Below are 14,840 nucleotides of genomic sequence, written 5' to 3'. Positions count from 1 at the left end.
ATGAGGACTTCGCAAACGCTATGCCAGTTTATCGCAGGGCAAATTTCCTCGGCTTTTCAAATGCTTTTGCTGCGTAGAAACTGGCGCAGCCAATTTTCTGACTCGACATCGTCAAACTACTGACAAACCGCCATTTTCGTGACGCCCTGTCAGACGATTAAACCTATTCCGGCGCTATCCGTTCTTTGTGCATGAGGCCGCCAATCATCCTTACCGTTGGCGGCTCTCACCCATCTGAAAGGAAAATATTATGACGATTATTGGAACCAATGTTGCGGCTCTTCGCACAAACTACGCCGCGAACAATGCGGAAATGAGCCTAGCAAAATCCATCGAACGCCTGTCCACCGGTCGCCGCATTAACAGCGCGAGCGACGATGCCGCTGGTCTAGCTGTTGCGACACGTATGACTTCTGAAATCCGTGGTCTGAACATGGCTGTGCGCAACGCCAATGACGGTATCTCGCTGACCCAGACCGCAGAGGGTGGCATGAACGAAATCAACACTATGCTGCAACGTATGCGTGAACTGTCGGTGCAGTCTGCCAACGGTACCTTGGCCAATACCGACCGGGTCAATTTGCAGGTTGAGGTTGCAGCTCTGATTGCACAAATTAATGATGTGGCCTCGCGCACGACGTTCAACAATGTCGAACTTCTCGACGGCACCAACGCCTCTATCGATATTCAAACCGGATCCAATGCCGGTGAGATAGTTACCGTCAACCTGGCTGACGTTACCGCAACGACTCTGGCGGTGGACGCACTTGATATTAGCACCATAGCCGGTGCGAATGCTGCACTGACCGCGATCACCGCAGCCATGGACACGGTGACGACTGCACAGGCGTCACTGGGTGCTTCGCAAAACCGTTTGCAGGCAACCGTTTCCAACTTGAATGATCGACTGGCCAACTTGACCGAGTCCCGGTCCCGGATCGAGGATGTCGACTTTTCCGGTGAAACCACTGCTCTCGCTAAGGCCCAGATTTTGAGCCAGGCTTCCACGGCCATGCTTGCCCAGGCCAATCAATCGCAACAGGGTGTGCTGAGTTTGATCCGTTAAGTCGCTGGTCCGCTTAACTGGTCTTACGGTCCCCGGCGTCGATTAAACCCCACTATTGGCGTCGGGGACTTTTTTTCAATCATTCACTTTCCCAAGAATTTTGTGCAGCTTTTCGAGTGCTGCTTTCTTAAGCTGGCAAACACGGGAAGCGCCGATATCCAGTGTGCGCCCAATCTCTTCCAAATTCATTTCTTCGATAAAATAGAGCTGCAGGATCAAGCCATCCCGTTCTGGCAGAGACGCAATTGCATCTGCGACTAATTGCTGTTTCTGATGACGCTCGACTCTGTCATCGGCACGCTCTGATGTATCGGAAAACCATATATTCTGATCAGAATAAATCTCGTCCATGGATTGCAGGTCGACAGCTTCGGCGTTGTCGACCGCAACGCGATAGCTTTCCTGATCCATACCCATAGCATCAGCCAATGCCTCTTCACTTGGCGCGTGACCCAATTGCTGCGCGAGCTGTTCTTCTGCAATCCGTAACTGCTTTTGGAACTGCATCGCCGATCTGCTCATATTGCTTTGCTTGCGCAGCTGATCAATCATCGCACCGCGCACACGCAGCTTCGCATAGTTGGTGAAGCCCAGGCCCCGGTCTTCATATCCTTGCGCAGCCTCCACCAAAGCAACCAATCCAATTTGCAACAGATCCTCGACATCGATGATGGTGGAGAGATGGGAATGCACGTGCCAGGCAAGTTTGCGCACCAATGGCAAATGGCTGCTGATAAGCTGCTCCTGACTTTGCATGGCAGGGCTTGATCCATAGGTCAGATCGGCAATCTGGGATTCTTGATATGTCACGCTATATCCTCTCAATGATCGCTATTTTCCGCATCAGTTTGATTTGCTACCGGCAATGGGCCCGCGCGGCCGCCAACGACTGCGACAACTTCGACAGCCTTGTCGTCAGGCAATTCGTCGAAGGACAAAACCGGCGTCGTCGGAAAATTCGGCTTGAGCAATCGCAACAGAGTTCTGCGTGCAATCGGCGATGTTACGATCGCAAAACGTTTTGCTTCTGCCATTATCGGGCTTGCCGCATTCTCAACCGATGCAATTATTCTCCGCGCCAATCCCGGTTCAATCGGATGCGATGCCATACCCCGCGTTTCTATCGCCTGCGCCAGAAGGCTCTCCAGTTCGGCATCGAGGGTTATGACCGGCAAGGGCATGTTGATCGGTACCAGCGATTGAATGATCAACGGCCCGATACGCTTGCGGACACCATCGACGATGTTATCAAGCGATGGCGTCTCGCTGACCGCATCATCAGCCGCGGCCGCAATCATGGCTTCGCTAATCCGCCGAAAATCTTTGATCGCAACACCCTCGCTCAGAAGGGCGCGACAAATAGCGGCAATCTGAAAGAGACTGAGCGGTTTGGGCGTCAATCCTTCGATCAACTGCGGATTGGTATCCTTTAGATTATCAAGCAAGCCCTGCGCTTCATCCATCCCGAATAGTTCGGCCGCATGGAGTCCGATCAGATGATTGAAATGGGTAGCGATAACCGTCGATGCGTCGACAACAGTATAGCCCGATACCACTGCTTCACTGCGTTTGTCTGGCGATATCCATAAGGATTCCAAACCAAAGGTTGGATCCGTGCAAGCAATACCTTCGACCTTGTCTTCAATATCTCCGCTATCGAGTGCGAGCAGATCATCGGGCCAAGCCTGATCCTCACCTAGTGTCACACCGCTGATCTGAATGCGGTAGGCATTGGGCGACAGCGCCATATTGTCTTTCACCCGGACCAGCGGCACCACGAAACCCAGCTCGCGGGATAATTGCCGCCTGATCCCCGTCAGCCGCTGCATCAGAGGCGCACCCTTGCGATCATCCACCAGCGGGACCAGCGCATAACCAATCTCTATGCTCAAAACCGCACCATCTGTGACATCGCTCCAGGCGATATGGTTGGTCTGTTCAGGCGACTGGAGCTGTGGCGGCGGCGCTTGTGTCGCTTTCGCCCTGACTGTCATCCGCAAGGCGCAAAATCCGGCGATCACAGCGATGGGCAAAATGATGTAATGTGGCATGCCAGGCAACAAACCGATCACCAACAAGATTGCAGTCACCGGTATCCACGCTTTGGGATTACCAAACTGGCTGCCGATCTGTCCCGGCAAATCCATCGGGGATGCTACTCTGGTGACAATTGCAGCTGCGGCTATCGACAAGAGTAGTGCCGGCACCTGAGCCACCAGCGCGTCGCCGACGGCCAGCAGCACGAATGTCTCCGCCGCATCACCAACAGCCATATCGTGGCTGAAAACGCCCAATATCATTCCGCCGATAATATTAATTATAAGGATCAACACGCCGGCAACTGCATCGCCCTTTACGAATTTTGATGCGCCATCCATAGATCCGTAAAAGTCGGATTCTGTCGCTACTTCCTGACGTCGCTCTTTGGCTTCCTCTGGAGACAACAGGCCAGCATTCAGATCCGCATCAATCGCCATTTGCTTGCCGGGCAAAGCGTCTAAGGTGAAGCGCGCGGTCACTTCCGACACGCGCCCTGCCCCTTTTGTGATCACCACCAAATTGATGATCATGAGAATGGTGAAAACAAAAATACCGACAATGTAATCGCCACCGATCAAAAAGTTTCCGAACGCCTCTATCACTTGGCCGGCGGCATGAGGCCCGGCATGCCCCTCGACCAGCACAACGCGGGTCGATGCAACATTCAAAGCGAGACGCAGCAATGTCGCGAACAAAAGCACCGTCGGAAAACTGGAAAAATCGAGTGGCTTGGCGACATTTAGCGCAACCATCAAAACAGCAAGCGCAATAGTGATATTCGCAATAAAGCCAATATCAAGAACCGTAACCGGAACCGGCAGAACCATGAAAATTACCAGCAAAAGCGTTGCGACAGGCAATATTCCCGCTTTCGCCATATCGCCTGCCCATTTCTGGCGGGATGACAAAAACGCTAGCATGCTATCGTTTCAACAGCGGGAAATAAGGATCGGAAGGACTGCATGAATTTTCCCAAATTTTGTACAATCTGGGTTCAGCAAGGCCTGTGCCAATCAGCGATTAAACAGGGTAGTTCTGATATTAAATGCTTTGAATCATATGGTTATGGATGCTTTTTGTAGATGTGAGAAATACCCATGCCCAAAGCGTATGACAAATTATTGGCGCGCTGTTTGTTCAAATTCGTCAATTTGTTGACCCGGAAGCGCGCCGCATCAATAAGATTCGACAGTGCGATCAGTTGCGCCTTCAGCGCATGATTATCGTGCCAGACACCGGTCTTTTCTATTTCGGAAACCAGCGGCCGGATTGCTTCGGCAGCGATGATAATCCGTTCGGGATCTTGACCGTCAAGAGCATTCACCAACTCCCTGAAACCCGCTTCGAGGTGATCAAGCAATTCCATTGCTATGACAAATCAGTGCCAGCATCATAAAAAGCTATCATCTTGCTCGCGATTGCCAAGGGATCAACAGGATATTGCCCCTCGGCAATTGCGGACTGAATATATTGAACCCGTGCCATATCGATTGGCATGCCTTGTTCTATCATCGGTTTTATAACACTGGCCAAAGAGCCTTCTGCATTGCTTGTGCTAACATTGCCGCTGGTTTGCAACCTCCCTGAATTAGCCACCTGATCAGCGCGTCCGGGATTTATCCCATAGGGCTGCAACGCTCCTATTTTATCGATCATGATATTCTCCTGTCTAGATGCTCGCCTACTAATACGGGCACGCAGCGATCAGCTTTAGCGGTTGCTTTGGGATGGGAGGCTCACGCGTCCTTCACCGGTTATTTCCGCCAATATGGGTGAAGATCTTCGTGCGGCACGCACCGGAATAATGTCGCCGACGCCGCCATTGCGATCAGCCTGCATCTGACGCGATATCAAGAACCCGTTTTTCTCGATAACCAGCAGCACCGGTTCTCCACGCTTTACGATCAACGGCTTTCGAGATGTATTTCGGCGATCCGTTTCTGACCGGATGAGTGGAACAGGAATGCGCCAGTTCTGGGATATGCAGCGGATAATCACTAGGTCCTTGCCGCGCCTGTCAAAAACCACTGGTTCCTGGCATTTCTTCAACCGCAGCCGTGGATCGATACCGCCACGGGGTCCTCCGACTTTTCCTTTTTCTTTCCCTAAAAATTGAGCCAACTGCTGTTCCAGAGTTGAAACAGATTCCAAAGCCTTGCCATAAACCGGTGTACCGATCAGCATGGCCAAAGCACTCCCCACTCCAATTACCGTTTTCAAAAACGCCATGATCGCTCCTCTATCTTGCGGAACTATGGAGAAGCAAAGCCCGTGCCATGACCGGTCTTTATATTGTCCGTCCACGGCCAGATGGAGATGATCAGTCGTTGCGGAGCATCATTTCCGCCTGCGTCCTGCCCCCCAAATCTAATTGCTGTATCTGCAACACCCTCGACTTTTAAACCCCGTGCGAAGGATGCCATTCGTGCCGAGGACAATTCCCATTGATCCAGTCTTGCCGATGCTGGTGCATGACCACTTATTGACAATTCAACCCGGGCAGATCGCTCGCGAATAACGAGGGCCACCGATCTCGCCCTTTGCCTTCCGCTCTCGGAAAGCATTGCCTCGTTTGATTCAAAAAGCGATGCCGTGGGCCATTCAAATATCTCCAACGGTATCGACGCCTCGGCCGCGTCCGTAAATGTTTCCGGACGAACAAAAGACAAAACCACAAAGCCCATCATCAACAGGCTAAGGTCGGCAAATGCCAGCGACCATCGATTGGTCCTCTTTACCGTCATGGTGACTTTTCATAACGGGATATCACCGCAACCAGCTTGTCGGTCAACGCTCTTTGCCACTTCAGCTCTTCGGCCGAAAGGCGCAGAAAACGTTGTGATATCGGCGCCGCCACGACATTGGAGAGAACCAATCCATATAAGGTCGTCAGCAATGCCAAAGCCATGGCCGAACCCATATTGTCCGAGCTTTCAAGGTCTGTGAAAAGGCGAACAAGACCAATGATCGTGCCGACCATACCTATGGCGGGTGCCACGTCCGCCATGGTCATCCAGAAGCGAATAACGCTGTTGTGACGCATTTCGCGATCCTCTAGATTGGCCTTTGCCCACGCGGAAAATCGTTCGGCATCGGGATCATTTGCGAGATAACCGACCGCATGTCCGACAAAGCCGGTTTGCGCTTTGATGCGGTCGATGCATTGCAGACCTTTCAAATCGATGACGGTCTCCACCCGGCGCACCGCCCTCTGTGCCACCTGAGCATCACGAGCTGGATTTGCAAGCAACAAAGTTTTGCATGCCACCAGACTGCTTACCAGTCCGCGCCGCCCCTCCTGTGCACCTACAACGGCAATCGCCCCCAACCAAACCAACGCAAAAGCCAACGGATCAAAAAGATCAAGAACCGATTGCATGTCGACCTCCTTGTTCTGCTGCGAGTGCCAAGGTGACAAAAAAATGTCGCAAACCGACAATTATCTGGCGCGTTATTTTGACGCTTCGAACCGAGCGAGGAGGGAAAAGAGCGGAATTGCAGGGCATTGGGACTTTGGCACACCATTTGCTGAGGGAAGGAGACTGGTTCTCTGCCTTTCAAAACGGATGGCAAAGACCGGCGTTTAACCTTCGATAAGGGAGCATCGGTTCCGGCTATGGACAGAATTTTCGGTATTTATGGAGATGCCCTTTCGCTGCGATCACAGCGGCTCAATATGCTAGCATCCAATATTGCCAACGCAGCGACGCCGCATTTCAAGGCGCGTGATCTGGACTATGAAAAAGCCATCGCTTCCATTGCTGACGGCACAACGCTTAGTGACAGTGCGGCAAGCCACAGCGGCTACCGCGTCCCTCTGCAACCCGCCATGGATGGCAACACCGTTGAACTGTCCACAGAGCAAACCCTCTTTGCCGAAAACGCTGTTCAGTATCGCACCACATTATCGTTTCTCGACGGGCGCATCGGCACATTGCGCCGCGCGATGAAGGGGGAATAGGTGACCAATCCCATCAACATATTTGATATCTCCGGACGGGCAATGGCGGCACAGCTGACCCGGCTGAATACCACTGCATCGAATATGGCCAATGCCCGTTCGGTGGCGAGCAGCGAAGCGGAAGCGTTTCGCGCACTGAAACCAGTTTTCCGCACATATGTTGACAGTCCGGAGTTTGCGACCGTCGATGTCGAGCGAATAGTCCAATCAGATACGCAACCGAAGAAACGCCATGACCCGACAAATCCCAAGGCAGATGCCGAAGGTTATGTTTGGGAAGCTGGCGTCGACGAAGCCACCGAAATGATCGAGATGATCGAAACCGCGCGCCAGTACCAGAATAACGTGCAGGTGTTGCAAACCGCGAAATCACTAATCTTGGAAACCATAAGGATGGGTAATTCATGACCACGATAACTGACATAGCATCCGCAACCGCCGACGCTTCCCGGACCAGATCTCTGTCCGGTGGCAATCTCGATCAGGCCGCCTTTCTTCGCCTGATGACTGCACAGTTGAAAATGCAGGACCCTTTCAAGCCGCTGGATAGCAACGGCATGGTAGCGCAGATGGCACAGTTCTCGACCGTCGCCGGTATCGAGGAAATGAACGATTCACTGAAGAAGCTTTACGAAAATAACCGCATCGGCGATGCCTCAAGCTGGCTGGGAAGAAATGTTCTGTTGCCTGGAAATGTCGCGATTCCGAACGAGGCCGGACAATATGCCGGAGAGTTCACCCTCACCGCACCCGCAAAAGACCTTTCCATCGATTTTCTGAATGATCGCGGCGAAATTGTTCAGTCCATAGAATTGGGCAAGCAAGAGGCCGGACCCATTATATTCGAATGGGATGCTCTGGATGAAAACGGCAAGCCACTGGACCTTGGTGCGCTTAAAGTCAGAGTGAATGGCGGCGTCATATCCGGACTTTCGTCCTGGTCTAAAGTGAATGCTGTTCAGTCGCCAACAGATGGCGCAAATGCCCGTCTGATCACCTCGCGCGGAGAGTTCTGGCTCTCAGACGCAATCCGCCTCCGTTAACAAACGCTGTCAAATCAAGGAGATTAACCTATGTCTTTTTACACGTCTCTATCCGGACTCAAAGCATCACAAACCGACCTGTCGACCATATCCAACAATGTCTCGAACGCCGGTTCGGTTGGCTTCAAACGCAGCCGTGCAGTATTTGGCGATCTCTTCGCAGCCTCGCCAACGCAATCAACAAAAACTGTTGCCGGCCAAGGTGTAAGGCTCAACGGCATTACCCAACAATTTGCACAAGGCACACTGGAATCAACCGGAAAAACATTGGATGTTGCGATTGCGGGTGAAGGATTTTTCGTCGTTCGCGGTCAACCGCCCCGCTCCGATGTCAGCTTCACTCGCAATGGTGTTTTCGGACTAAATTCCAACCGCGAAGTCATCGATACTTTGGGAAGCAAGGTGCAGCTATTGCCCGTTGATGCCAATGGCAATATCACCTCCACCGCCATCGGCAGCATGCTTGATTTTCAGGTCCCCGCGTTTGATCCAGCTAATCCGACAGCTGTTCTCGCCAATATCTCCATTGCCAATAGCGGTCTGGTGACGGCAACTTTTGCGAATGGCAACACGCTCAATCTCGGGTCGATGGCGATGGCGTCTTTCACCAATAACGAAGGACTGCGGCCGATTGGTGACGCGCATTGGCAAGCCACAGGCGATAGCGGTAACCCGCAAATTAATGGTGCTGGCCAGGGGCCAATGGGTGAAGTGCGTTCAGGCCTTCTGGAGCGCGCGAATGTGGATCTCACGGAAGAGCTTGTCTCTCTGATCGGTGCCCAGCGGAATTTTCAGGCCAACGCACAAGCCATTGAAACAGCCAATACACTGACTCAAACCATCATCAACCTTCAGGTCTGATAACGTCCGGAGTATATGAGCAATGGACAAAATGATCCACAGCAGCTTGAGCGCCATGCAAGGCATAATGGCACGCCAAACGGCTATCGCCAACAACATGGCCAACGCGTCAACAACCGGTTTTCGGGCAGAGGTGATCAACGCCAAGGCACGGCATCTCAGCAGTGCTGCGTTTGATAGCCGGGCGATTGCTTATGAAAGAGTGCTCACCGCTGATCTCACCGCAGCATCGGTGACCAAAACCGGTCGCGCGCTTGATGTCGCCCTTAACGGTGATGCGATGCTCACGGTTCAAGGCAGCGATGGTGAACCAGCCTATACCAGGCGTGGCGATCTGCAGCTTAGCGAAACCGGTTTGTTGACGACCGGTGCTGGCGATCCGGTCTGGGGTGAAGCCGGTCCGCTTATCATTCCGCCTGCTGACAGGATCAATATTGCACAAGACGGCGGTGTTTGGATTTTGCCACAGAATGATCCCGATGGCGAGATGCAGCAGATCGACCGGCTGGCTCTGGTTTCCTTTACCGGTAGCGACATTGTCAAAGGACATGACAACCTGTTCCGGGTTCGAGGTGGCGGCATATTGCCGAATGATCCCGATGCCGGAATTACCGAAGGATCTCTCGAAGGTTCCAATGTCAACATGACCACCGCATTGGTGGATATGATCGAAGCCAGTCGCGCATGGGAAATCCAGGTCAAGTTTCTCTCCACCGCGAAAGATATCGACAGCAGCGGCGCGAGCCTGATGCAATTGCCCAACGGTTAGGAAGGAATCGAATATGAGTAACGGAGCCTTGCAAGTCGCACGTACCGGACTGGATGCCCAGAATGTAAAGATGCGGGTCATTGCCAATAATCTGGCCAATGTGAATACCAACGGTTTCAAACGGCAGCGCGCCAGTTTTGAAACGCTGGTCTATCAGCATGATGTAACGCCAGGTGCTCCAGCTGACGAACAGAACCGATATGCTATTGGACTGTCTCTCGGCACCGGCGTTGCTGTCCAAGGCACCGCCCGGATAGAAACACAAGGCACCCTGCAGACAACAGGCAACGCTCTTGATATCGCCATTGAAGGGCCGGGCTATTTCCAGGTGGAAATGCGAGACGGACAAATTGGCTATACCAGAGCCGGTAATTTCAGCCGAACGTCAGAGGGCATTGTGGTAACCGCCAGCGGCCTTCCGCTTGTCCCTGAAATCCAGATACCGGAAGGAGCGACGGGCATTACCATCGGCAAAGACGGTATCGTCTCTGTCGCTTTGGCTGGCGAGACGGAAATAACAGAACTGGGTCAGATCGAAACGGCCTCTTTCGTAAACCCTGCAGGCCTTAAGCCGGTTGGCGACAATTTGCTGACCGAAAGTGAAGCCAGCGGCGAACCGCAGATAGGTCCAGCCAGCGAAGATGGCCGCGGTAGTTTGCGGGCCGGTTTTCTGGAGCAATCCAACGTCAATATTGTCGAGGAGCTGGTCGATATGATCGAGACGCAGCGCGCTTATGAAGTGAACAGCAAAATGATCTCCGCCACGGATGAAATGCTGCAATTTGTGAACCAGCAATTGTGACCGGAACGGATATGAAGAGCCTTTTGCTTCCCCTCTGCGTAATCGCTTTGTCCGGTTGCTTTGCTGGATCCAGCGATGGCCCCCGCCCCGGGTTTGCGCCGACAATCGCACCGGCAGCCGCCAGCTTATCGCAAGGCAATGGCGCGATATTTCAGGCAGCAAATGGCTATGCAGCCTTAACCAGCGGCGCACGGGCGTCCCGGATCGGCGATGTCCTTACTATCCAGCTGGTCGAGCGCACATCGGCGGTCAAAAGCAACAGCGCAGCCACAAACAGAAGCGGTGAATTCGGGCTTACGCCACCAACAACTGGCCCATTGGCTTTGTTCGACCCGAGCGATGTAAACATTGGTGGCGATCAGTCGTTTTCAGGTTCAGGACGGGCAGCGCAAGCGAACAGCCTGATCGGTGAAATCAGTGTCACCATTGCGGAAATCTATCCCAACGGCACGATGAAAGTGAAGGGCGAAAAGTTGTTAAACCTCAACCGCGGCGAAGAATATATCCAGATGACGGGCATTGTGCGCGCAGCGGATATCAGCACTGACAACCGGATTTTATCGTCGCGCGTTGCCGATGCGCGTATCGCTTATTCCGGTTCGGGAGAAATCGCGCGTGCAAGCAAACAGGGATGGTTGCAGAAATTCTTTTCCGCAATCTCGCCCTTTTAGGTTCATCCATGCCCGCTGCAACCCTTCTCCGATTATGCGATATCAAACATGTTTTTGGACTTGTGATTGGTGTTGCGCTGCTCTGGTGTGCGCCGGTTCACGCAACCCGCATCAAGGATATTGGCAGTTTTGAAGGCCTGCGAACCAACCAGCTGACCGGATATGGTATCGTAGTGGGATTGGCTGGCACAGGTGATGACAATCTGGAATATGCTACTCAAGGGATGAAGGGTACCGTCTCGCGCTTTGGCCTCAACTTGCCGCCGAACGTCAATCCGTCCTTGAGAAATGCCGCAGCGGTAATTGTCACCGCCGATCTGCCGCCGTTCGCCAAGCCGGGGCAACGACTGGATGTAACCGTATCGGCGATCGGCAGAGCCAAGTCACTGCGTGGCGGGACGTTGATCATGATGCCTTTGCTTGGTGCCGATGGTCAAATCTATGCGATGGCACAGGGTAGTCTGGCGGTGGGCGGGCTAGGCGTGGATGCCGATGATGGATCGCGAACCTTGGTGAATATACCCAGCGCGGGACGCATTCCCGGCGGTGCCACGGTCGAGCGCAGCGTTATGACCGGTTTCGCTGACGCGCCCTATCTGACATTCAATCTTGGCGAACCTGATCTAACCACGGCGCTTCGCGTTGCCGATGCCATCAACCGTAAAACGGGTAATCAGATGGCGAAGGCGATCGATGCCGTATCAATCCAAATACAAACCGAGCCAGGCGCAACCCAGCGCATCATGCAAATGGGTTTGATCGAGAATATCGAAGTCAATCCGGCAAAGTCAGCCGCGCGCGTGATTGTGAATGCACGGACAGGAACCGTGGTTATAAACGAGATGGTGCGCATCACTCCCGCAGCTGTCAGTCATGGCAAGTTGACGGTCAAAATTAAGGAGCGCCCGCTCGTCGTGCAACCAGCCCCGTTTAGTCGCGGCCAGACAGCCATCGAACCGGATAGCGAGATTGAGATCGAAGAGGAAGACGTTCCGATGTTTGCCTTTGATCGCGGTGCCTCGCTCGCGGAAATCGTCGAAACGATAAATGCAATCGGCGCGACACCGGGGGATCTTGTCGCCATTCTGGAAGCACTGAAACAGGCAGGCGCAATGAAGGCGGAGCTTTTGATCCAATGATCCCGACAATAACACCCTATCAAAACCCCGTGCGTTCCGAAACGCAATCGGATCAGCAAAAACTCCAACAGGCCGCTCAAGGATTTGAAGCGATTTTTGTGCGCAACATGATCGGTGCCATGCGTGCAGCAAGTCTGGGCGAAGACCTGCTGGCGAATAACGGCAGCGACCAATTTCGTACCCTGATGGATGACCGGATCGCTGATCAGATGGTGCAGCAAAATGGTCTGGGGATTGCGGACATGCTGGTTTCACAATGGAAGGATAAGATATGACGGATATGTATTCCATCGGTACGTCAGGCATCCGCGCCTATCAACGTGCCCTTTCGACAATTTCAATCAATATCAGCAATGCGGAAAACCCGAACTATGTGCGCCGAAATATGCGCCTTGGCGAATTGACCGCTACGGCCGGGTTCAATCCTTATTACCTCAATCAGTTCGGTCTTGGCGGCGTTGAAACCAATGGCTTAGTCAGATCATCCGACCCCTTTTTGGAAGCCAATGTGCGTTTGACGGGCGCGGCGCTCTATGGTGCAGAAACCCGGTCTCGCTGGATGGGCAATGCAGAAACAGCGCTTGGTGATAACGACCATGGTGTCGGTACAAAGCTGACCCAAGTCTTTGCGGTTGCGGAACAGCTTGCCAGCACGCCTTTCAGCACTGTCCTACGCAATCAATTCATCAGTGATATTGACGAGGCGGTTTCGGCAATCAATCGCGCTGCCAATGATCTTGCGACATTGTCGGGCCAGATCAGTGGCACCGCACAAAAGGAAGTCACCACCTTTAACCAGGCCGCCGAAAATCTCGCCAAAATAAATCTGTCGCTACGCACAGCGACAGATGGATCAGCAAAACAGGCGGCCTTGCTGGATCAACGCGATACAGCGCTTGCCGTGCTTAGCGAGCGCATGGATGTGACGATCAGTTTTGCCGACAAAGGTGTCGCCAACATCAGCTATGATGGCCAATCAATAGTCGATATTGGTCAGACAAACAGTCTGTCGGTCGCGACCCAGGCAAATGGCAGCCTTGATTTTAGCGTGAATGGCACGGCCGTGTCGGCGCCTGCACGCGGTTCACTGGCGGCCCTTGCCTCCAGCGCCAATACGACTGTTCAGAGACGAGCGGAACTGGACAGTCTGGCCAGTCAGTTCGCAGCGGACGTCAACGCCTGGCAAGCCGCAGGCGAAACAAATGCCGGAACCGCCGGTACGCCATTGCTCAATGCAACTGGCGGTGCTTCCAGTCTAGCAATGGTAACGCGCGATCCGGCAGACCTTGCATTGGCAACGCCCGGTGGTGCAGCCAATGGCAACATTGTCAATTTTTCTGCGTTGCGTGGGCCAAATGGCGTTGAACAGGTCTGGACCAATATTGTCGGCGCACAAGCAATTGTAACCGCCGCTGCGCAAAGCGAAAATGCCGCAGCAAAGGCGCAATATGAAGCGGCGCGGGAAGCGCGTGATAATCTTTCTTCTGTCGATCTTGATCGCGAGGCGGCTGATCTGCTGCGCTTTCAGGAAGCTTACAATGCGTCTTCCCGTGTCATTCAGGTCGCGCGAGAAAATATGCAGAGCATTCTTGCCTTATTCTAAATCCGAAAGGAGTTTCCGATGCAATCCGTCAACCGCAATCGTCCGTCCAACGCTGTAATATTACAAAATGATCTGGCCCAGAAAATCGCTGATCGTCAGGAACAAATTTCAACCCGTCGCCGGATAAATAGGGCTTCGGAAGACCCGGCGGCATGGTCACAAATTTCCAACATCGCCAAGGTGCAGGCCAATATGGGTGCGTGGCTCAAAAATATCGATCGCGGTGTTTCCATTGCCGGGCAGGCCGATGGTGCAATCACCGGGATAAATGACCAACTGATCCGTGCAAAAGAGCTTTTGGTGCAGGCCAGCAGCCAAACAATTTCGCAGGCAGATCTGGTAACCATTGCACAGGAGATTGAAAGCATTGGTGATACGATCTCGGATTTGTTGGCGCAGGAAAATGCCTTTGGCCAACCATTGTTCAGCATTGGCCCTCCACTTGAGATTCCGATTGACGACAACGCCGTGGTTATTGCTGCACCTTCCCGCACCGATTTCAATGCACTCGCACCCTTAATCACCACCATGGCCGCCACCATCCGCACGGGCAATGCCAGCCAGCGCAGTGCATTGCTGGCACCGCTTGATGCACAAATTTCCACTACGGCGAATATTCAAGGCAAGCATGGCATTGAAAGCGACAGGCTGGAACAAGGGGCAGCCCGCCTGAAAGACCGGCAGATAGATGTCAGCGAGTATCGCAAGACTTTAGAGGAAACCGACCTCACAGTGGCAATAACAGAAGTCCAGAAAATGCTGATCAGTCTGGAAGCCGCCCAGGCCGCCTATGCCCGGATTGAACAAACCAGTCTGTTTGATCAACTCCGCTAAAAGCGGCTGCTGCTTATCCGTTTTACGGACAGGGATGGCTGGCCGCATGTC

General features: G+C 53.2%; 19 protein-coding genes. 12 read left to right on the top strand and 7 right to left on the bottom strand.

What is annotated here, in order from left to right:
- Window positions 1-250 precede the first annotated feature (250 nt).
- Window positions 251-1,066: a flagellin gene (locus tag ACO6S1_RS15970; protein ID WP_422343558.1), complete on the top strand. Its 816-nt coding sequence runs from the start codon at window positions 251-253 to the stop codon at window positions 1,064-1,066.
- 75 nt (window positions 1,067-1,141) lie between these two features.
- On the opposite strand, the gene ACO6S1_RS15965 is transcribed toward ACO6S1_RS15970, so the two are convergent.
- The 7 genes from ACO6S1_RS15965 to ACO6S1_RS15935 all read right to left on the bottom strand — a co-directional run bounded on the left by ACO6S1_RS15965 (window position 1,142) and on the right by ACO6S1_RS15935 (window position 6,485).
- Window positions 1,142-1,822, bottom strand: coding sequence for a sigma-70 family RNA polymerase sigma factor (locus ACO6S1_RS15965; RefSeq protein ID WP_422346213.1), 681 nt, complete (start codon window positions 1,820-1,822; stop codon window positions 1,142-1,144).
- A gap of 65 nt (window positions 1,823-1,887) precedes the next feature.
- The gene (flhA, locus tag ACO6S1_RS15960) at window positions 1,888-4,026 is read right to left on the bottom strand and encodes a flagellar biosynthesis protein FlhA (protein WP_422343557.1); all 2,139 of its coding nucleotides are present in this window, start codon (window positions 4,024-4,026) and stop codon (window positions 1,888-1,890) included.
- 143 nt (window positions 4,027-4,169) lie between these two features.
- Window positions 4,170-4,430, bottom strand: coding sequence for a hypothetical protein (locus ACO6S1_RS15955; RefSeq protein ID WP_422343556.1), 261 nt, complete (start codon window positions 4,428-4,430; stop codon window positions 4,170-4,172).
- A gap of 44 nt (window positions 4,431-4,474) precedes the next feature.
- Window positions 4,475-4,762: a flagellar biosynthesis anti-sigma factor FlgM gene (gene flgM / locus ACO6S1_RS15950; protein WP_422343555.1), complete on the bottom strand. Its 288-nt coding sequence runs from the start codon at window positions 4,760-4,762 to the stop codon at window positions 4,475-4,477.
- Between the two features lie 54 nt (window positions 4,763-4,816).
- Window positions 4,817-5,335 (bottom strand): flagella basal body P-ring formation protein FlgA, encoded by a 519-nt coding sequence (locus tag ACO6S1_RS15945; protein WP_422343554.1) that lies wholly within the window; start codon window positions 5,333-5,335, stop codon window positions 4,817-4,819.
- A 23-nt stretch (window positions 5,336-5,358) separates the two neighbouring features.
- Window positions 5,359-5,850: a hypothetical protein gene (locus ACO6S1_RS15940; protein ID WP_422343553.1), complete on the bottom strand. Its 492-nt coding sequence runs from the start codon at window positions 5,848-5,850 to the stop codon at window positions 5,359-5,361.
- Entirely contained in the window at window positions 5,847-6,485 is a 639-nt protein-coding gene (locus ACO6S1_RS15935) for a MotA/TolQ/ExbB proton channel family protein (protein ID WP_422343552.1), read from the bottom strand. Before ACO6S1_RS15935 ends, ACO6S1_RS15940 begins: the two co-directional genes overlap by 4 nt.
- Before the next feature lie 237 nt (window positions 6,486-6,722).
- Between ACO6S1_RS15935 and flgB the strand changes: the two genes are divergently transcribed.
- Genes flgB through ACO6S1_RS15880 form a run of 11 tightly spaced genes read left to right on the top strand, consistent with a single transcriptional unit; the run spans window position 6,723 to window position 14,789 of the window.
- Window positions 6,723-7,067 (top strand): flagellar basal body rod protein FlgB, encoded by a 345-nt coding sequence (gene flgB / locus ACO6S1_RS15930; RefSeq protein WP_422343551.1) that lies wholly within the window; start codon window positions 6,723-6,725, stop codon window positions 7,065-7,067.
- The gene (gene flgC, locus ACO6S1_RS15925) at window positions 7,068-7,475 is read left to right on the top strand and encodes a flagellar basal body rod protein FlgC (protein ID WP_422343550.1); all 408 of its coding nucleotides are present in this window, start codon (window positions 7,068-7,070) and stop codon (window positions 7,473-7,475) included.
- Complete coding sequence (locus ACO6S1_RS15920) at window positions 7,472-8,110, top strand: flagellar hook assembly protein FlgD (RefSeq protein WP_422343549.1); 639 nt, start codon at window positions 7,472-7,474, stop codon at window positions 8,108-8,110. The genes flgC and ACO6S1_RS15920 overlap by 4 nt, the downstream gene beginning before the upstream one ends.
- Window positions 8,111-8,140: 30 nt before the next feature.
- Entirely contained in the window at window positions 8,141-8,971 is an 831-nt protein-coding gene (locus ACO6S1_RS15915; protein WP_422343548.1) for a flagellar hook-basal body complex protein, read from the top strand.
- Window positions 8,972-8,993: 22 nt separating this feature from the next.
- Window positions 8,994-9,740, top strand: a complete 747-nt coding sequence (locus ACO6S1_RS15910; RefSeq protein WP_422343547.1) for a flagellar basal body rod protein FlgF — start codon at window positions 8,994-8,996, stop codon at window positions 9,738-9,740.
- Between the two features lie 13 nt (window positions 9,741-9,753).
- The gene (flgG, locus tag ACO6S1_RS15905) at window positions 9,754-10,542 is read left to right on the top strand and encodes a flagellar basal-body rod protein FlgG (protein ID WP_422343546.1); all 789 of its coding nucleotides are present in this window, start codon (window positions 9,754-9,756) and stop codon (window positions 10,540-10,542) included.
- A gap of 11 nt (window positions 10,543-10,553) precedes the next feature.
- On the top strand, window positions 10,554-11,213 hold the full coding sequence (locus ACO6S1_RS15900) for a flagellar basal body L-ring protein FlgH (protein WP_422343545.1): 660 nt from the start codon (window positions 10,554-10,556) through the stop codon (window positions 11,211-11,213).
- Window positions 11,174-12,352, top strand: coding sequence for a flagellar basal body P-ring protein FlgI (locus ACO6S1_RS15895; RefSeq protein WP_422343544.1), 1,179 nt, complete (start codon window positions 11,174-11,176; stop codon window positions 12,350-12,352). The genes ACO6S1_RS15900 and ACO6S1_RS15895 overlap by 40 nt, the downstream gene beginning before the upstream one ends.
- Complete coding sequence (locus ACO6S1_RS15890; protein ID WP_422343543.1) at window positions 12,349-12,627, top strand: rod-binding protein; 279 nt, start codon at window positions 12,349-12,351, stop codon at window positions 12,625-12,627. The genes ACO6S1_RS15895 and ACO6S1_RS15890 overlap by 4 nt, the downstream gene beginning before the upstream one ends.
- Entirely contained in the window at window positions 12,624-13,955 is a 1,332-nt protein-coding gene (gene flgK, locus ACO6S1_RS15885; RefSeq protein WP_422343542.1) for a flagellar hook-associated protein FlgK, read from the top strand. The genes ACO6S1_RS15890 and flgK overlap by 4 nt, the downstream gene beginning before the upstream one ends.
- An 18-nt stretch (window positions 13,956-13,973) precedes the next feature.
- A complete protein-coding gene (locus tag ACO6S1_RS15880; protein ID WP_422343541.1) occupies window positions 13,974-14,789 on the top strand; it encodes a flagellin in 816 nt (271 codons plus the stop codon).
- The last annotated feature ends 51 nt before the right edge of the window (window positions 14,790-14,840 follow it).

It is taken from the genome of Parasphingorhabdus sp. (assembly GCF_965233695.1).
Lineage (GTDB): Bacteria > Pseudomonadota > Alphaproteobacteria > Sphingomonadales > Sphingomonadaceae > Parasphingorhabdus.
This window is presented reverse-complemented; position numbering and strand designations above follow the sequence as displayed.